This window comes from Labrys neptuniae, from assembly GCF_040797145.1.
Taxonomy (GTDB): domain Bacteria; phylum Pseudomonadota; class Alphaproteobacteria; order Rhizobiales; family Labraceae; genus Labrys; species Labrys neptuniae.
Window position 1 is genome coordinate 537,047 of the sequence record NZ_JBFNQD010000001.1, and the last position, 16,316, is coordinate 553,362.

The following is a 16,316-nucleotide window of genomic DNA, read 5'->3' on the forward strand; positions in this document are numbered from 1 at the left end:
CCGGCACAAACCGCGCCAGCTCAGCCCGCCTTGGTTTGCTCGGTCGGATTGACAGTCGTGCCGGCCTGCGCATCGATCGTCTTCACAGGCTGCTGGGCAGTCGTCGGTTCGTCATCGGCCATGCCCTTCTTGAAGGATTTGATGCCCTTGGCAACGTCACCCATCAAGTCGGAAATCTTACCGCGTCCACCAAACAGGACGAGTACGACGACAGCCAGAATGATCCAGTGCGTGATACCCCATGTACCCATGATACCCTCCAACGCGGCAAAGCCGATTGTAACAACACAACAACGGCGCCGCACGCGACCCGATGATCCCAGCAGAATCTAGGCGGGCTTGACGGCAAAAACAAGAAGGTTTGCCGTTCTTACTCAACCTTCATGTTCGGGTTCCGGTTCCGGAAATGCGAACGAAAGGTCGGCGGCTTCCAGCGGCTCCTCATCCGGCGCCAGCGCGCTGTCATCATTGGGCATGGGCACGCTGAAGCCAGGCGGCAGGCGGCCATCGAGCAGGCCCGCTCCCTTGAGCTCATCGAGCCCAGGCAGGTCGCCGACGCCATCCAGGCCGAAATGCTCCAGAAATGCGGGCGTGGTGCCGTAAGTCACCGGTCGTCCCGGTGCGCGCCGCCGCCCGCGCAGGCGCACCCAACCGGTTTCCAGAAGCACATCCAGTGTGCCCTTGGAGATCGACACTGAGCGGATGTCCTCGATCTCGGCGCGGGTCACCGGCTGGTGATAGGCGATGATTGCCAGGGTTTCCATCGCCGCCCGCGACAATTTGCGCGTCTCATAGGCATCGCGCGATAGGATCCAGGCGAGGTCGTCGGCGGTGCGGAAAGCCCAGCGCCCCCCCAGCCTGACCAGATTGACGCCACGGGTCGCATAGTCGGCCTGCAAGGCGCCGATGGCGGCACCGATATCCGCACCCTCGGGCAGCCGCGATGCCAGCGTCGCCTCGTCCAGCGGTTCCGTTGCCGCGAACAGCAAGGCTTCGATCAAACGCATATGCTGCTGCAGATCGGTCTGTGCCGTGCCTTCCGGTTGGAACGATGCAATTTCGCCCAAAGCCTAACCCTTCCCTATGCGGGCTGCGCCACAAGAATGAAGCGCGGGCCGCATGGTTTACCAAAACCTGCCTAGTCCTCGAACCGACAGCTGGCCCTCGGCGGCGTGCCGCACAGGAGGGTTGAGATGCTGCCGATCCTTCCTGATCGAGCCATGGCTCGATCAGGAAGGATCGGTCTGGCCGGCTTCACCACGCGACCGCAGATAGATCGGCGAGAAGGGCGTAGCCTGACGCAAATCGAGCTTGCCTTCCTTCACGAGTTCGAGGCTCGCGGAGAAGCTAGAGGCCCGAACGGTGGCCCGTGTCGAGGGCTCGGCCAGATAGTCCACCAGAAATTCGTCGAGACTGAGCCAGTCCGCCGCCGGCCCGATCAGCGCTTCCAGCAATTCGCGCGCTTCGGCCAGCGTCCAGACATTGCGCTCGGGCAGCTTGACATAACCAACCATGGCGCGCTGACGCTGCTGGGCATAGGCAGAGAGCAGATCATGCAGCGTTGCCTCGAATCGCCCATGATTGTTAAGTCGGATGCCTTCGGGCATGCCGCGCTTGAACACGTCGCGGCCCAGAACGGCCCGCTCCTGCAGCTGGGCGGCGGCATTGCGCATCGCTTCCAGGCGCTGCAGGCGGAAGGCAAGGGCGGCGGCCAATTCGGCCGCGGGCGGTTCCTCGCCCTTCGGCGATTCCGGCAGCAGCAGGCGCGACTTGAGATAAGCGAGCCAAGCCGCCATCACCAGATAGTCGGCCGCCAGTTCGAGCCTGAGACGGCGGGCCTCCTCGACAAAGGAGAGATATTGCTCGGCAAGGGCGAGGATAGAAATGCGCGTAAGATCGACCTTCTGGCGCCGCGCCAATTCGAGCAGCAGGTCGAGCGGTCCTTCGAAGCCGTCGACATCCACGACGAGCGTGGGATCGCTGACCGCCGTGTCCGCCCTCACCTCTTCCTCGAACTCATCGCTCATTCAAACCGTGCCTCCGCTGGCAAGCGCCGCCGCCAGCCGTTCCCGCGCTTCGTCGATGTCGAGCGGCTCCGGCAGGTGGCGGATGCGGGCCAAGGCGGCATCGGCCCGGCGGCGTGCCTTGCCTGACAGGCTTGGAGCGGCCCGCGCCACCTCGATCATCTCATCCATCTTGCCGTTGCAATGCAGCCCGAGATCGCAGCCAGCCGCGAAGGCCGCTGCCGCGCGTTGCTCCAATGTTCCCTCGAGGGCCTGCATGGAAAGATCGTCACTCATCAGGAGACCATCATAGCCGATTGCCTTCCTGATCACATTGCGGATCACTTTTTTGGACGTCGTAGCTGGGGATGACGGATCCAAAGCCTCGTATACCACATGGGCGGTCATCGCGGCGGGCATGTCGGCGAGCATGCGGAAGGGCAGGAAATCGAGTGATTCGAGCTCGGCCCGGCCCGCCGCCACAATCGGCAGCGAAAGATGGCTGTCCACGCCGGCGCGGCCATGGCCGGGCATATGCTTCATTACGGGCAGCACGCCGCCGGCGATCATGCCCTCGGCCGCGGCCCGACCGAGCGTGCCGACCGTGGTCGCGTCGAGACCGTAGGCCCTGTCGCCGATCACGTCATGGGCTCCTGGCACGGGAATATCGAGCACCGGCAGGCAATCGACGTTGATGCCGACCTCGAGGAGATCGTGCGCGATCAGTCTCGCAGCCAGCCGGGTGATCTCGCGGCGTGTCACCGGATCATTGGCATGGAGCTGGCTATAGCGCCGCGCGGCCGGATATTTCGACCAATGAGGAGCCGTCAGCCGCTGGACCCGCCCGCCCTCCTGATCCACCAGAACGGGCGCATCGCGTCCCACCGTCTCGCGCAAGGAAGCCGTCAGGGCTCGCACTTCCGCCGGTGTGCCGACATTCCGCCGGAACAGGATGAAGCCCCAGGGATTCGCATCACGGTAGAAAGCGCGCTCGTCAGGGGTGAGCGACAGGCCGGAACAACCCAGGATCAGCGCTGATTGGGGCATGACAGTCTCTTCGGCTTTCGGGAAATATATGAAGAACAGGCAAGCCGAACTGGATCGGGGCGATCGGAACCCGGCCCCCGACCGCCCCGATCCAGTTCGGCTTGCCCGAAATCTCTCAGACGTCAGATTCAGGCGCGGCGCGCATGAACGGCAGCGGGCTCGAATCAGCCGGCAATCAGTTGCGGGCGATCACACAGTCCCCACCGGCAGCCTTCAGCTTGCCGCAGAAGGCCGTGGCCTCGGCCGGCGTGGACCATCCTCCGACCCGCACCCGGTAATAAGTGCCGCGATCGGGTAGATCGACCTTGCGGATCGACGGCTTCATACCGCCCAGCACACCTGCGAAACGGCGCTGCAGCGACTGGAAGGCGCTCTGCGCATCAGCCGGCGAGCGTTGCGACGAAACCTGGACGACATAGCTACCATTGGCGACCGGGGCCGCGGTCGGAGCCGATGCGGCGGCCGGGGCTGCCCCTGCGGTCGGTTCGGCCGACGCAACCTGCGCCGGTTTCGGCGCCGGCGGCATATGGCGAGGACGGACAGGCGGTACCGCCGGCGGCGGTGCCTGCGCCTGGGTCGGCTCGACGACCGTGGTCGCACCGCCATCTTCCTCGCCCGGCAGCGCTTGTGGCGTCTGGTCGTCCGGCAGGGCGGCAGCCGAGCCGGCGGGCACGGTTGCAACCGGGGCAGCGGGGGCCGGCGACGTGGCCTGGCCAGCATCGCCCTGGACGACCGGAGCGGCTTGCGGAGCAACAGCAGGAGCCGTTGGAGCCGCCTCAGACGAAGGCTGGTCGGCAGGAGGCGTCGGCGCCAGGGCCGAGACGTCCACGGAACGGGTCTGCGGAGCGCTCGGCTCGGCATTGGTGATGGGGGCTTCACCCGTCACCACCGAACTGTCCGGCATGATCTTGATGGTCTTCACCCGCCGCGGCTCGTCGGGTGCCTGCGTAACCTGGGTTTCCGTGGCATTGCTGGCCGTCTGGTCGGGCGCGCCAGCGCCTTCGGGATTGGGCAGCACGATGTTGCTGGTCGTCACCGGACGCGTCGCATTGGCGTCGGGCACCGCGGGGGCCGGGGCTGCCGTCCCTTCGGGTCGGGTCGGCACCACCGCAACCGGCTGCTCCTCGTGACGCACCAGTCGCTCATTGGCGACGGAAGCGGTCTGGTTGCTGCGATTGAAGATCTCGTGAGTCGGCTGGCTGGCAGCCGCAGCGTTCTCGGCCGGCTTGATCTTGACCGGGTCCGTGCTCGCCTTGATCACCGGCGGTGCGCTGCCGATACCCGGAATGTCGCTACCGACAAAGCCGCCCTTCTTCCAGACATAGGCGAGGCCGCCACCGATGCTGGCGACGAGGACGAGAGCGGCAAGACTGACGGCACTGCCACGAGACTTGCGCCGCGGCATCCGGGTCTCGGCGCGCGGCGCCAGATATTCATCATCGGCGGCCGGCGCATAGCGATCTTCCTCGCCTTCGGGATAGGCTTCCACATAGGGATTGCCGTCACGATCGACCCAGACTCCGCGCTGTTCGTCATAGACCCATTCGGGCCCTTCCTCCTCGCGTTCGTCGTCGAAGACATAGGCCTTCGATTGGCGCGTGGCGACGTCCTGGTCGTCGCCGTAATAGTCGTCCTGATAGGCTTGCGCCTGCTCGGCCTGCGCATGTTTGGACACGGTCTCGGGATGGCCGTCGCGAATCTCGTGCCCATTGCGATCATAGCGATCCGTCATGCCCGCCTCCCGCGAACGCAAAACGCCGGCCGAAGCATAGGCCTTTGTGTCACGCCTTTCAGCATAAACATCGCGATCGCCACCTGCAGTTGCCAGATCGGACAGCCATTGATCGCTGTTGCTGGCTGCGACACGGCGATGTTCGGTTTCAATCATGACTCGTTCCTGACCAGGCTGGTCGATCACCGGGGGGCGATCTGCGGCCAAAAGGGCCGATCTCGTTTCAGCGCATCTCGTCCGGCGCAGAACTGCCGAGCAAGCCGAGTCCAGACTTAAGAACCGCCTCGACCCCGCGCACCAACGCCAAGCGGGCGCCTGTTAACAATCGATCATCATCCCTAATGAAGCGTAAATACGGAGCCCCGAGACTGCGATAATATTGCCGGTGCAGCCCGCCAGCCAGGCTGCACAGATAGTGGAGCAGCCGGCAGGGCTCGCGCTGCCTCACGGCGAGATCGATCTGGCTTGGATATAGGGCGAGCAAGCGCAGAATCAACTGCGCGCCCCCATCCTCGAAAGCTCGAACATCCCAGCGATCTTCATCGGAATCGCCATGTCCCCTGATCTCCGCCTGTTGGCGCAGGGCCCGGCAGCGGGCATGGGCATAGTGCAGGTCAAAGACGGGGTTGGCATGGCTCTGATCGAGCAGGAGATCGAGATCGAGCACGAGCGGAGCATCGGCAGGCTCGATCAGCATGCCCAGACGAGCGGCGTCGTCGCCGACGATGCCCGCGATCATCGAAAGATCGAGATCGTCGGCAAGATGCCCCGTCACGGCCGTAGGGTCTCGCCCCTTCACGCCGACAAGCGGTCCGAGCCGGACAACGACATCGGCGCGCTGCGAAGGTGCCCGAAACTGCCTGTCCGCGCGAAAACCGAGATGGTCCAGCATATTGGCCAGGGCTGTTCCGACTGCCTCGCAGCGGGCCGGTGACAGGGGCCGGGTGCTCTGCGGATCGGTGGCGTCGAAGCCGATCGTAGGGTGCCCTGCCCCGCCGCGCTCACCGGCGCCATAACGGCTGCCCGCCTCCAGCACGCCGGCAAGCATCCGTGCCCATGCCGCCGGCGCCAGCGTCAGGTTCAGGAAGCCGGGGCCGGCAATTTCAACGCTGGCAATGCCATCCATGCTCTCCAGCGCTTCGGCAAGGAGAGCAGCCAGGATCGGGGATGGCATCCCTGCCGGCCGGCTCAGCACGAGGGCGGCATTGCAGGTAAAATCACCACGCCCCGTTCGATCCGGCACCTCGATGCCGATCGAGGTCAGATCGAGACCGGCGGGCAGACGTCCCCCAGTTTGAAGCGAGGCAACGGCGTCCTGTATGCCGCGCCTGAGCCATTCGATCAGATCCATGGCGATGTCAGCGCAGATCCGGCGCCGTTCCGAACAGGCGCCGATGCTCGTTGATGGCAAAAGTATCGGTCATGCCGGCAATATAGTCAGCGACACGGCGCGCGCGCTTGTCCTCACGAGCGCCCTCCAGCCCCTCGCACCATTCGGCCGGCATCTGGCTGATGTCGGCAAACAGGTGGTCGAACAGCCGGGTGACCACCTGTGCGGCATGCATGCGGACGCGCATCACCCGTTCATGGCGATACATGTTGGGATAGAGGAACCCCTTGATGCCCTTGTCGGCCAGCGCGAAGGGCGGCGAAAAGGCAATGAGCATCTTGCCGGCAGCCCGCACGTTCTCGCTCGATCGGTAGAGACCGGAGGTAAAGGCGGCCTTGCCCATGCCGATCACATCCTCCACCAGCCGGGTGATCACGCGGCGCATCAATTCGTGGGTGGTGCGGCTGCGATCGAGCTCCGGGTGGCGATCGGCGATCTCGGCAAGCAACTCGCCGGCGAGGGGCACCTGCCCGAGATCGGCGAGTTCGAACAGGCCCGCGCGCAGCCCGTCATCGATGTCATGCGCATTGTAGGCGATGTCGTCGGCGATGGCAGCGGCCTGCGCCTCGGCACTGGCGAAACTCTCGAGTTCGAGATTCTGCTGGGCCTGATATTCCAGGATGGCGACGGGAATGCCCCGCTCGCGATAGCGCGCCACCGGGCTGCCACCCGGCTGCAGCAGAGGCCCGTTATGTTTGACCAACCCTTCCAGCGTTTCCCAGGCAAGGTTGAGCCCGTCGAACTCGGCATAACGCCGCTCGAGGCGAGTGACGATGCGCAGCGACTGCGCATTGTGGTCGAAGCCGCCATAGGCGCGCATCGCCTCGTCCAACGCATCCTCGCCGGTATGGCCGAACGGCGTGTGGCCGAGATCATGCGCCAGGGCCAGCGCCTCGGCCAGATCCTCGTCGAGCGCCAGGGAACGCGCGATCGAACGGGCGATCTGGGCGACCTCGATCGTATGGGTCAGCCGGGTGCGATAATGGTCGCCCTCATGCGCGACGAAAACCTGGGTCTTGTGCTTGAGGCGGCGGAAAGCCGTGGAGTGGATGATGCGGTCGCGGTCGCGCTGGAAATCGGTCCGAGTCGGCGACTGCGGCTCGGCGAACAGCCGCCCGCGCGATTGGGGCGCCACCGCCCACGGACCGCGAGGCCGGATCACGCAATCGGGTATCTCGAGTTCGGCCATCGCGCCTCACGCCTTGCTTGCGCCTCAATAGAGGTTGCCACGTGCCAAGGCAAAGCTTCTTTACAGCGCGATCCGGCATTGAACCTTTGGCCCATCGCACATATTTTCGGGACAAGATGCAGCCAGATTTGCAGGATGCCATGACCAGTCCCGTTTCCGTGAGCGACCGTGCCGCGCGTCGGATCGCCAAGATTCTCGAAAGTGAACCGTCCGGCTCGATGCTGCGCATCAGCGTGGAGGGCGGCGGCTGCTCCGGCTTCCAGTATAAATTCGTCTTCGACACCGAACGCCACGAGGATGACCTGGCGATCGCCAAGGAAGGCGCCACGGTGCTGATCGACGAGATGTCGCAGCAATATATGGAAGGTGCCGAACTCGATTATGTCGAGGACCTGATCGGCTCCGCCTTCAAGATCAACAATCCGCAGGCCACCGCCGCTTGCGGCTGCGGCACCAGCTTCTCGGTGTGACATGGTGCGTATTGCCAGCTGGAACGTGAACTCGATCCGCCAAAGGCTTCCCCATCTGTTGGGTTGGTTGAAGGACGCCCAACCGGACGTGGTCTGCCTGCAGGAGATCAAATGCGTGGACGAGGCCTTTCCCGCCGCCGACATCGAGGCGCTGGGCTACAATGTCGCCGTCCATGGCCAGAAGACCTTCAATGGCGTGGCAATCCTCTCCAAGCACCCGTTCGACGAGGTGAAAACGCGGCTGCCGGGCGACGATGGCGACGAACAGGCCCGCTATATCGAGGCGGTGATCTCGACTTCGTCGGGCGCGTTGCGGGTCGCGTCGATCTATCTGCCGAATGGCAATCCGGTCGGCACCGAGAAATACCCCTACAAGCTCGGTTGGATGGAGCGCCTCAGGCTGCATATCAGCGGTCTGCTCGCGCTCGAAGAACCCTTCGTGATGGCGGGCGACTACAACATCATCCCGCAGGCCGCCGACGCAAAGAATCCGGCGGAATGGGTGAACGACGCTCTCTTCCTGCTGCAGAGCCGCTCCAAGTTCCGCGAATTGCTGGCGCTCGGCCTGACGGATGCGTTCCGGTCGTGCGAGGACGCACCCGGACATTATACCTTCTGGGACTATCAGGGCGGTGGCTGGCAGAAGGATAACGGCATTCGCATCGATCATCTGCTGCTGTCGCCGCAGGCGGCCTCGCGCCTGCAGGGCTGTGCCATCGACAAGGCGATGCGTGGGCAGGAAAAGGCTTCCGACCACGTGCCGATTCGCTGCGATCTTGCCCTCTGACGACCAAAGATCGCGTCGTCAGCCTCGCTGCCGCGGCGGGTTGAAGGTTGGGAAGTTGAAGCCGGGCCGCCTCTGGCCACGATTCTTGCCTCCCTCACCACCATAGCGCCCGCAGAGTTGGGCCCCCGCGCCGGCTTCGGCACAGTGAGGCGAAAACACCACCGGCGGCCCGCCCCTTCGCGACCTGCTGCCGGGGAAGATGGTAATCGTCTCTCCCCGCCGTTTTAGAAGCGGGCAACGCCGCCGGCGCTCCTGATCGACAGAAAGCCCCCGCTGGCGCGGGCATACCTCGATGGCACCTTCCCAAATGGTGAAGCGCTCATAATTGTCGCCGACTTCGGCCGTGAAATTGGTCCCTCTCACGCCGATCCCGGCAAGCGGCGTCTGGATCCAATAGGCTTTCTTGGCGGAGACACCGCTGGCAAAGCGAAACACTCCCTTCGACAGGCCGATCACCACGTCCCTGGCCTGACCGCCCGAATAGACGAAGCGATCGAGCTTGGCCGATGCCGAAGAACCGAGCGCCAGACGCGTCTGGTCGAGGAATTTGATTTCGAGCGCCCCCGAAGGACCGGTCCGCACGGTCTCGTCGCGATAGACCGCGATATCGACCCCGAGTTCTCCCGCAACCGTGCCGATGGCGGCCGGGGTCACGCCGACCGTGTTGCCCACGGTCTCGGCCGCATAGGCGGGCGAAAAGGCCAAGCCGCAGGCTGCCGCCAGCCCAACGAAGCGGAGAGTCAGGAAGCGCGATCGTGGCATGCCGATAATCCGCCCTATGTCCGGTCACTATATTGGTGTTGGCGAAAACCGGCCTCCGACCGCCGGTGCCCGGATTGAGCGAGCCGAAGGGGTGGCAGCGATGCCAAGGCCATCATGACGCATTCCCTCCCGTGATCAAGAGGCGAGACTTTTGTGACCTACAACCCAGCCACGCCGGCTGCCGCAAGGGAAAAGCTGATAATTCACTGGCCGAGCGGGGCGAATTCCTCCAGTAGTACCTGCTGTGCCGGAGTATGAGCGTGACATCGACATGCGGCTGAAGCGCTTCCTTGGATATCCGCTGGTGGTGGCTCTGCCGCTGCTGATCTTCAGCCTGTTGACTTTGCTCGGTCCCGCCCCCCTACCCCGGCTGCAGGACATCGTCTTCGACACCTATCAACGCTGGCACGCCAAGGGGCGCGATCCCGATTCGCCCGTGCGTATCGTGGCGATCGACGAGAAATCGTTGTCCGAAATCGGCCAATTTCCCTGGCCGCGCAGCGTGATCGCCACACTCACTCAAAAGCTGGCCGATGCCGGTGCGGTCGTGGTTGCCTTCGACGTCCTGTTCAGCGAGGCCGACCAGACCTCGCCTGGACTGTTGGTGAAGAAGCTGCCCACCAGTGCCGAACGGGAAGCGCTGGAAAAAGCCATGAGCGCCTCCACCGCATCCTACGACGTCATGTTTGCCCAGACCATGGCGAACATACCCGTGGTGCTCGGCCTTCTGGGAACCGATGCCGGCGAGCCGGTCAAGATCAAGAGCGGATACGGGCAGGTCGGGGATGATCCCGTCAATTTCCTGCCCTCCTTCCCGGCCGCCAAAATGCCGCTTCCCGTCCTTTATGACGCGGCCCGGGGAGCGGGTGCCATCAACTGGTTTCCCGACGGTGACAGCGTCATCCGCAAGGTACCGACCTTCGTCGCCATCGGCGGCAAGGTGGCGCCGTCCCTCTCGCTTGAAACCATTCGCGTCGCCATGGGCGCCGACACCCTCATGGTGCGCGCTTCCAATGCCAGCGGCCAGCCCGCCTTTGGCGTCCAAAGCGGCATCAACACCATCCGAATCGGCGATGGCGACAGAAGCATCTTCATCGACACGGACAGCAACGGCGAGGTCCGCCTGGTTGCGCGCAGATCGGAGCCGTCGTCCTGGATCTCGGCTGCCTCGATCCTCGACGGCAGCTTCAATCCGCAGGATATCAAGGATCACATCGTCTTCGTCGGCGCGGTCGCCATCGGCCTGCGCGATCAGCGAAGCACCTCGGTGGAAGAGGCCATCCCCGGCGTCGAGGTGCATGCCCAGATCGTCGAACAAGTGCTCGCCGGCGCCAGCCTGGTGCGCCCCGACTGGATGCGCGGCCTGGAGGCATTTCTGATCCTCGCCCTGGGCAGCCTGCTGGCCTGGATCCTGAGGCGCACCCGCAACATGCCACTGGTTTCGACCGTGGCCGGCCTCTCCATCCCGATCATGATCGCGTGCTGGAGCTGGATTCTCTATGTGCGGCAGGGCGTGCTGTTCGATGCGGTGATGCCGAGCGTGGGTACCCTCTCCGTCTTTCTTGCCGCCACGGTCTATCACTACCAGGAGGCCGAGCACCGGCGGGCCGAGGTGCGCTCGATGTTCGGCCGCTTCGTGACCCCGGCGGTGGTGGAGCGTCTCGTCGAAGCGCCGGATCGCATCGTGCTCGGCGGCGAGATCCGCGAACTCACCATCATGTTCTCGGACGTGCGCAACTTCACCGGCATTGCCGAGACCCAGTCGCCGGAGGGGGTGGTGTCGCTGATCCGCCGCATCCATACGCCGGCGACGGAGGCCGTTCTTCGCCATAGCGGCACCATCGACAAATTCATCGGCGACGGCATGATGGCCTTCTGGAATGCGCCGCTCGACATGCCGAACCATGCGACGCTCGCCTGCAAGGCTGCGCTGGACATCGCCGGCATGGCACGCGAGTTCCGCGATCCGCCGATCCAGATGGGCATCGGGCTGCATACGGGCGAGGCCTGCGTCGGCAATCTCGGCTCGGAGCAGCGGCTCGAATATTCGGCCCTCGGCGATGCGGTCAACCTCGCTTCGCGCCTGGAGGCCCTGACGAAGCTCTATGGCGTGGAGGTTCTCGTCACCGAGGCCACCAGCCGGGCCGCGGCCGGCATGCCCTTCCTGGAGCTCGACCGTGCCATGGTACGCGGTCGACAAGGGGCTATCGGACTGTTCGCCCTTCACACCGGCGAGGCGGATGCCGACTTCTTCCGGCTGCAGGTCGCCCAGGCAGAAATCCTGGGCCCCTACCGGGCCGGCGATTTCGTGCAAGCCCTGGCACTCTTGGACAAGAACGCAGCGGCCTATCAACGGGGCTACCAGCGCTTGTTCGATTATTATTCAAAGCATTTCAATAGATTGATAGGAAACCCTAAACTCGATTGGCAGGGCGTGACGCAGCTCTGACGAATGCCGACCCATGTTGGGGAGGCGCTTGCCGCGCCAGGAAACAGCCCCGGTGCTTCCCGACAAAACCCCTGGCCCGCCACTCATTTGCCTAAGGACATGCGGGATTGGGAGTGTCAGTCTCCGGCTGACATCTTATCGGCAAGCAGAGTGCCAGCCGGAGGCTGACACTCCGAATTCCACACAAAGGGAAACCGCAACCGCCGGACTATGAATGGTCCTTGAGGAACTGCGCCAGATAGGTCAGGCACATCTCGCGTTCGTCCGGCGTGGCCTTGGCGAAGGCATCGTCATAGAGATCGATGATCCACTGGTCGCGCTCGCCATTGGCACCGTCGCGCGCCAAAGTCAGATACATCAGGCCACGTGCGCCCTGGCGCGGCATGTCGTTGCCCGAAAGCAGGAGATGGCCGAGCACGGCCTGCGCCTGGCGATGGCCCTTGTCGGCGGCCAGACGCAGCCAGCGGCCCGCCGTGATGGCATCGCGCTTTTGCACGGCATTGCCGTCGAGATAGATGCGACCGAGATTGTACTGCGCATCGCTGTCGCCGAAATAGGTGGCGGCATACTGGAACAGTTCGGTCGCATGCCTGGGATTGGGCTTCACCTCATTGGGGATGCCGGAAACATAATAGGAACCGAGCGCGACGATCGCGCTGGAGACGAAGCGGGCCTGGGCGGTATCCGGGCTGTCTTCGCCATGGGCGTCGACAATGGCCTGATAATAGTCGAACGCCTTCTTGTCGTCGCGGGGAACGCCGTCCCCTTCCGAATACATGCGAGCGAGCTTCCATTGGGCCAAAGCGTGTCCCTTGCTCGCGGCGAATTCCAGCGCCTGGGATGCCCCGGCAAGGTCGCCGGCCTTGTAGGCCTTGGTGCCATTGCGGAAGGCCTGCATCGGAGAAGGATCGTCCGCCGGCGTCTTGGTGCCATCGAAAGCCTGTGCCGTCACGCAGCCCAGGGATAGCAAGAGGCCCAGGCCGCTCGCACGCAGAAGACAGCGCATCCTGGCAAGCGATTTGCCATGGCGCGCCGGGACCCGACCAAGGGGTCCGCCTGCGGTTTGCCGGTCGGCCAAGAGAGAAATCTGGTTCATAGTGAAGGACATAGCCGACACTTCTGCCGATTCTTTGACCGATTCACGGCGGCTCTTCTGCCAAAGCCGCAAAGTTGATGGCTTTTTCGCGACGGCACTGGCCGGCCGGCGGAATCTTCCGGGCACGTGGACACGACCACTGGCAAGTCCGGCGCTGTCCATTGCGTGTTCGCGAAAAGCTCTATCCAAGTTCGACCGCCACTCAAGCAACTCAACTACGTTCAGCACGCTGGAGATCTTGATGCTCCAAGGTGCGGGCTGAATTCAGCGGTCACTTTGTGGCAGGAACGCGGCCAAGTCGACGGCCGGAGGCCGTCAACGCAAGACTTCGAATCCGTGTTGCTCTATTGCCACACCGGACAGTGAAGAATTAACCATAACATTTACGGGCGCACACGAGGATAACGTGCCATCGCCTCCAGATCATCGAGGTCTATGGTGTTGCGCATATACTGCTTGGAAGCGTCCCTGAAAGGTTGAAAGTCCCAGGAAGTCGCTTTTCCCGAGTTCAAGGCATCGTCGACCACCCGACGACGACGCTGGCTGGCACGCACATCGGCATCAATAGCGGCAAGGTTCCAGCGCGTTTCTATTTCCTTACGAAAAGCCGCGACGATTTCGGCATGGGCCGGCTCGGCCGCAAGGTTCGTCAATTCGGCGGGGTCGGCGGCCAGATCGTAGAGCTGATCAGGGTCGGCGGGTGAATAAACGAATTTGAAGTCGCCGCGACGGAGCATCAGCAAAGGCGCCACGGCCCCCTCGGCAAGATATTCACCGCGGACTTCATCATGCCCGCCTTCTTCGCGGCAATGCGGCACCAGGCTGGCGCCGTCGATGCCGGCGAGTTCCGCAGCCGCGCCAGGCTCGGCCATATCGACCAGGGTCGGCAGGATATCGACCAGCGACACGCTCGCCGCGACCCGATGCGGACGATAGAGCTGAGGCGCGCTGATGATCAGCGGCACCCGGGCTGAGCCCTCGAACCAGCTCATCTTGTACCAGAGGCCGCGCTCGCCCAGCATTTCGCCGTGGTCGCCGGTAAACAGAATGATCGTCTCCTTATCGAGTCCCGTCGCTTCCAGGGCCTTGAGCAGCTTGCCGACATTGGCATCGACATAGGAAATCGCTCCGAAATAAGCATGCCGGGCATTGCGGATATGCTGGTCGGTGATCTCGGCCTTGTCCATGTCGCAGACATGGCGCAGGCGCTGGGAGTGCGGGTCGAGTTCCTCGACCGGAACCACGTGGCGGGGCAAAGGAATTTCCTCGTCCCGATAGAGATCCCAATAGTCCTGCGTGATCGCATAGGGATCATGCGGATGGGTCAGCGACGCCACCATGCAGAAGGGGCGCTTGTCGGGGCTGCGCACATGTTCATAGAGGGCGCGCTCGGCCGCGAACACCACCTCATCGTCGAAATCGAGCTGGTTGGTGCGCACGCAAAGGCCGGCATCGGTGACCGAGGACATGTTGTGGTACCAGCTCGGGCGTTCCTGCGGATGATCCCAGTCCGGCGTCCAGCCATAATCCGCCGGATAGATGTCGGTTGTCAGCCGCTCCTCGAAACCGTGCAGCTGGTCGGGTCCGCAGAAATGCATCTTGCCGGACAGCACGGTACGATAGCCTGCACGCCGGAGATAGTGCGCCCAGGTCGGGATGTCGGCGCGGAATTCGGCGGCATTGTCGTAGACACCCGAGCGTGACGGCAATTGCCCGCTCATGAACACGGCGCGGGAGGGCGAGCACAAGGGCGAATTGCAATAGGCGCTGTCGAACACCACGCCGCGCTCGGCCAGCCCCATGATGTTCGGCGCCTTGACGAGATCGAAGCCGTGTACCGGCAGGAAGGCTGGTGCGAGCTGATCCACCATGATGATGAGGATGTTGGGCTTGGACTGGGACATGACGGACCTGACGCGCTGGGCTGGATTCGCAAGGGGGGATAGCAATTGTCGGAACACATCGCGAGATGGCCTTGCTTGCATCCGACACGGGCTGGCCTCGGCGGCGCATTTGGGCTTATAGGGACGGGCCTAGTTCGAGAGATCGTGATGTCCCCTGCCCACCTCACCACCCTTGCCTTCGATGCCGACGATACGCTCTGGCAGAACGAGCAATATTTCAGGACGGCCGAGGAAGAACTGGTCAGCCTGCTTGCCGACTATGCCGACAAGGACACGCTGCTGGCGCATCTACTCGAAGTCGGCAAGCGCAATGTCGTCAGCCACGGCTTCGGCATGAAGACCTTCACCTTCTCGATGATCGATACCGCCATCGACGTCAGTGGCGGCCAAGTGCCGGCGCCGGTGATCGGGCGCATCCTGGCGCTCGGCAAGGAAATCCTCAACCATCCGGTCGAGCTGCTCCCAGGCGTCGCCGACACGCTGGAAAGCCTGGCAGGCCAATACCGGCTCATCCTGATCACCAAGGGCGATCTGTTCCATCAGGAGAACAAGATCGCGCAATCGGGGCTGCGTGACCTGTTCGAAGCCGTGGAGATCGTTAGCGAGAAGAGTGCCGAGACCTATGCGCAGGCCTTCGCCCGGCATGGCGATGGTCCCCAGGCCTCGATGATGATCGGCAACTCGCTGAAGTCCGACGTGATTCCGGCGCTCCGGGTCGGCAGCTGGGGTGTCTATGTCCCCCATCCCCTGACCTGGGCCTTCGAACATGCGGAAGCGCCGCTGCATGAGCCGCGTTTTCGCGAGATCGAAACGCTGACGCAGACCGTGGACGTGATCCAGGCACTCAAGGATTAGGGATTGCGCGTAAGACGTGGTCACGCAGACCGATAGACCTGCGCAACCGAGCCTCCGGGAAAGGCCGTCGAGCTGATCGGCATGAGACGCCTGGGCGGGACGACTTCGGAGAAGATCGGCATGCCCTTGCCGAGAGCGATCGGATGCACCACCAAGGCGTATCGGTCGACCAACGCCCGGGCGATGAGGCTGCGCGCAAAGGCAGCGCCGCCATGGGCAATGATCGGCTTGCCGTCGCCGGCCTTCATCCTGGCGATCTCGTCGACCAGATCGCCGCTGGCCACATAGGCCTGCCTCCAACTTTCCGCACCGGGTTGCTGTTGTCCTGATTGGGGGATGCCCGCCTCAGCCGCCGTCAGGATTGCCGATCCCTGCCTTGAAAAGACGGCCTTGGGAATCTGGTTCATCGCTGGCGCGAACACGCTGGTGGAGGTTGGCCAATAGGCGGCCATGGCCTGGAAGGTGCGGCTGCCCATGATGTGCAGGCCCGCATTCGACACAATCTCCAGCTTCCAGGTGATCGCCTCCTGATCGCCATCGAAGATCCAGTCGAGTTCCCCCTCCGGGCCGCAGACGAAACCATCGAGCGACATGGTCATCGTCAGGATCACCTCTCTCATTGCCATCTCCTC

General features: G+C 63.6%; 15 protein-coding genes. 4 read left to right on the forward strand and 11 right to left on the reverse strand.

Annotated features, from left to right (window positions below):
• Positions 1-20: 20 nt before the first annotated feature.
• The 7 genes from ABXS05_RS02495 to ABXS05_RS02525 all read right to left on the reverse strand — a co-directional run bounded on the left by ABXS05_RS02495 (position 21) and on the right by ABXS05_RS02525 (position 7,361).
• A complete protein-coding gene (locus ABXS05_RS02495) occupies positions 21-251 on the reverse strand; it encodes a twin-arginine translocase TatA/TatE family subunit (protein WP_311935957.1) in 231 nt (76 codons plus the stop codon).
• Positions 252-374: 123 nt separating this feature from the next.
• Positions 375-1,007, reverse strand: coding sequence for an SMC-Scp complex subunit ScpB (gene scpB, locus ABXS05_RS02500; RefSeq protein ID WP_376717664.1), 633 nt, complete (start codon positions 1,005-1,007; stop codon positions 375-377).
• Between the two features lie 222 nt (positions 1,008-1,229).
• Complete coding sequence (locus tag ABXS05_RS02505; protein WP_367622790.1) at positions 1,230-2,027, reverse strand: segregation and condensation protein A; 798 nt, start codon at positions 2,025-2,027, stop codon at positions 1,230-1,232.
• On the reverse strand, positions 2,028-3,050 hold the full coding sequence (nagZ, locus tag ABXS05_RS02510; protein ID WP_367622791.1) for a beta-N-acetylhexosaminidase: 1,023 nt from the start codon (positions 3,048-3,050) through the stop codon (positions 2,028-2,030). It abuts the gene before it with no gap.
• 175 nt (positions 3,051-3,225) lie between these two features.
• Positions 3,226-4,938: an SPOR domain-containing protein gene (locus tag ABXS05_RS02515; RefSeq protein ID WP_367622792.1), complete on the reverse strand. Its 1,713-nt coding sequence runs from the start codon at positions 4,936-4,938 to the stop codon at positions 3,226-3,228.
• A gap of 67 nt (positions 4,939-5,005) precedes the next feature.
• Complete coding sequence (locus tag ABXS05_RS02520) at positions 5,006-6,133, reverse strand: DALR anticodon-binding domain-containing protein (RefSeq protein ID WP_367622793.1); 1,128 nt, start codon at positions 6,131-6,133, stop codon at positions 5,006-5,008.
• A gap of 7 nt (positions 6,134-6,140) precedes the next feature.
• Positions 6,141-7,361, reverse strand: coding sequence for a deoxyguanosinetriphosphate triphosphohydrolase (locus tag ABXS05_RS02525; RefSeq protein ID WP_367622794.1), 1,221 nt, complete (start codon positions 7,359-7,361; stop codon positions 6,141-6,143).
• 140 nt (positions 7,362-7,501) lie between these two features.
• Between ABXS05_RS02525 and erpA the strand changes: the two genes are divergently transcribed.
• Both erpA and xth read left to right on the forward strand, forming a co-directional pair.
• Positions 7,502-7,831 carry an iron-sulfur cluster insertion protein ErpA gene (erpA, locus tag ABXS05_RS02530; protein WP_068297179.1) on the forward strand — a complete coding sequence of 110 codons (330 nt, stop codon included), beginning with the start codon at positions 7,502-7,504 and terminating at the stop codon, positions 7,829-7,831.
• A 4-nt stretch (positions 7,832-7,835) separates the two neighbouring features.
• Positions 7,836-8,618 (forward strand): exodeoxyribonuclease III, encoded by a 783-nt coding sequence (gene xth, locus ABXS05_RS02535; protein WP_367623423.1) that lies wholly within the window; start codon positions 7,836-7,838, stop codon positions 8,616-8,618.
• A gap of 18 nt (positions 8,619-8,636) precedes the next feature.
• Here xth and ABXS05_RS02540 read toward each other — a convergent pair whose 3' ends face one another.
• Positions 8,637-9,380: a FecR family protein gene (locus tag ABXS05_RS02540; RefSeq protein WP_311934783.1), complete on the reverse strand. Its 744-nt coding sequence runs from the start codon at positions 9,378-9,380 to the stop codon at positions 8,637-8,639.
• Positions 9,381-9,651: 271 nt separating this feature from the next.
• On the opposite strand from ABXS05_RS02540, the gene ABXS05_RS02545 reads away from it, so the two are divergent.
• Positions 9,652-11,829 carry a CHASE2 domain-containing protein gene (locus ABXS05_RS02545; RefSeq protein WP_367622795.1) on the forward strand — a complete coding sequence of 726 codons (2,178 nt, stop codon included), beginning with the start codon at positions 9,652-9,654 and terminating at the stop codon, positions 11,827-11,829.
• Positions 11,830-12,037: 208 nt separating this feature from the next.
• Here ABXS05_RS02545 and ABXS05_RS02550 read toward each other — a convergent pair whose 3' ends face one another.
• Complete coding sequence (locus ABXS05_RS02550) at positions 12,038-12,835, reverse strand: tetratricopeptide repeat protein (protein WP_311934785.1); 798 nt, start codon at positions 12,833-12,835, stop codon at positions 12,038-12,040.
• A gap of 473 nt (positions 12,836-13,308) precedes the next feature.
• Entirely contained in the window at positions 13,309-14,829 is a 1,521-nt protein-coding gene (betC, locus tag ABXS05_RS02555) for a choline-sulfatase (RefSeq protein ID WP_367622796.1), read from the reverse strand.
• Positions 14,830-14,973: 144 nt separating this feature from the next.
• On the opposite strand from betC, the gene ABXS05_RS02560 reads away from it, so the two are divergent.
• Positions 14,974-15,684, forward strand: coding sequence for an HAD family hydrolase (locus tag ABXS05_RS02560; protein WP_437178622.1), 711 nt, complete (start codon positions 14,974-14,976; stop codon positions 15,682-15,684).
• 20 nt (positions 15,685-15,704) lie between these two features.
• Here ABXS05_RS02560 and ABXS05_RS02565 read toward each other — a convergent pair whose 3' ends face one another.
• The gene (locus ABXS05_RS02565; protein WP_367622798.1) at positions 15,705-16,304 is read right to left on the reverse strand and encodes a dihydrofolate reductase family protein; all 600 of its coding nucleotides are present in this window, start codon (positions 16,302-16,304) and stop codon (positions 15,705-15,707) included.
• Positions 16,305-16,316 lie beyond the last annotated feature (12 nt).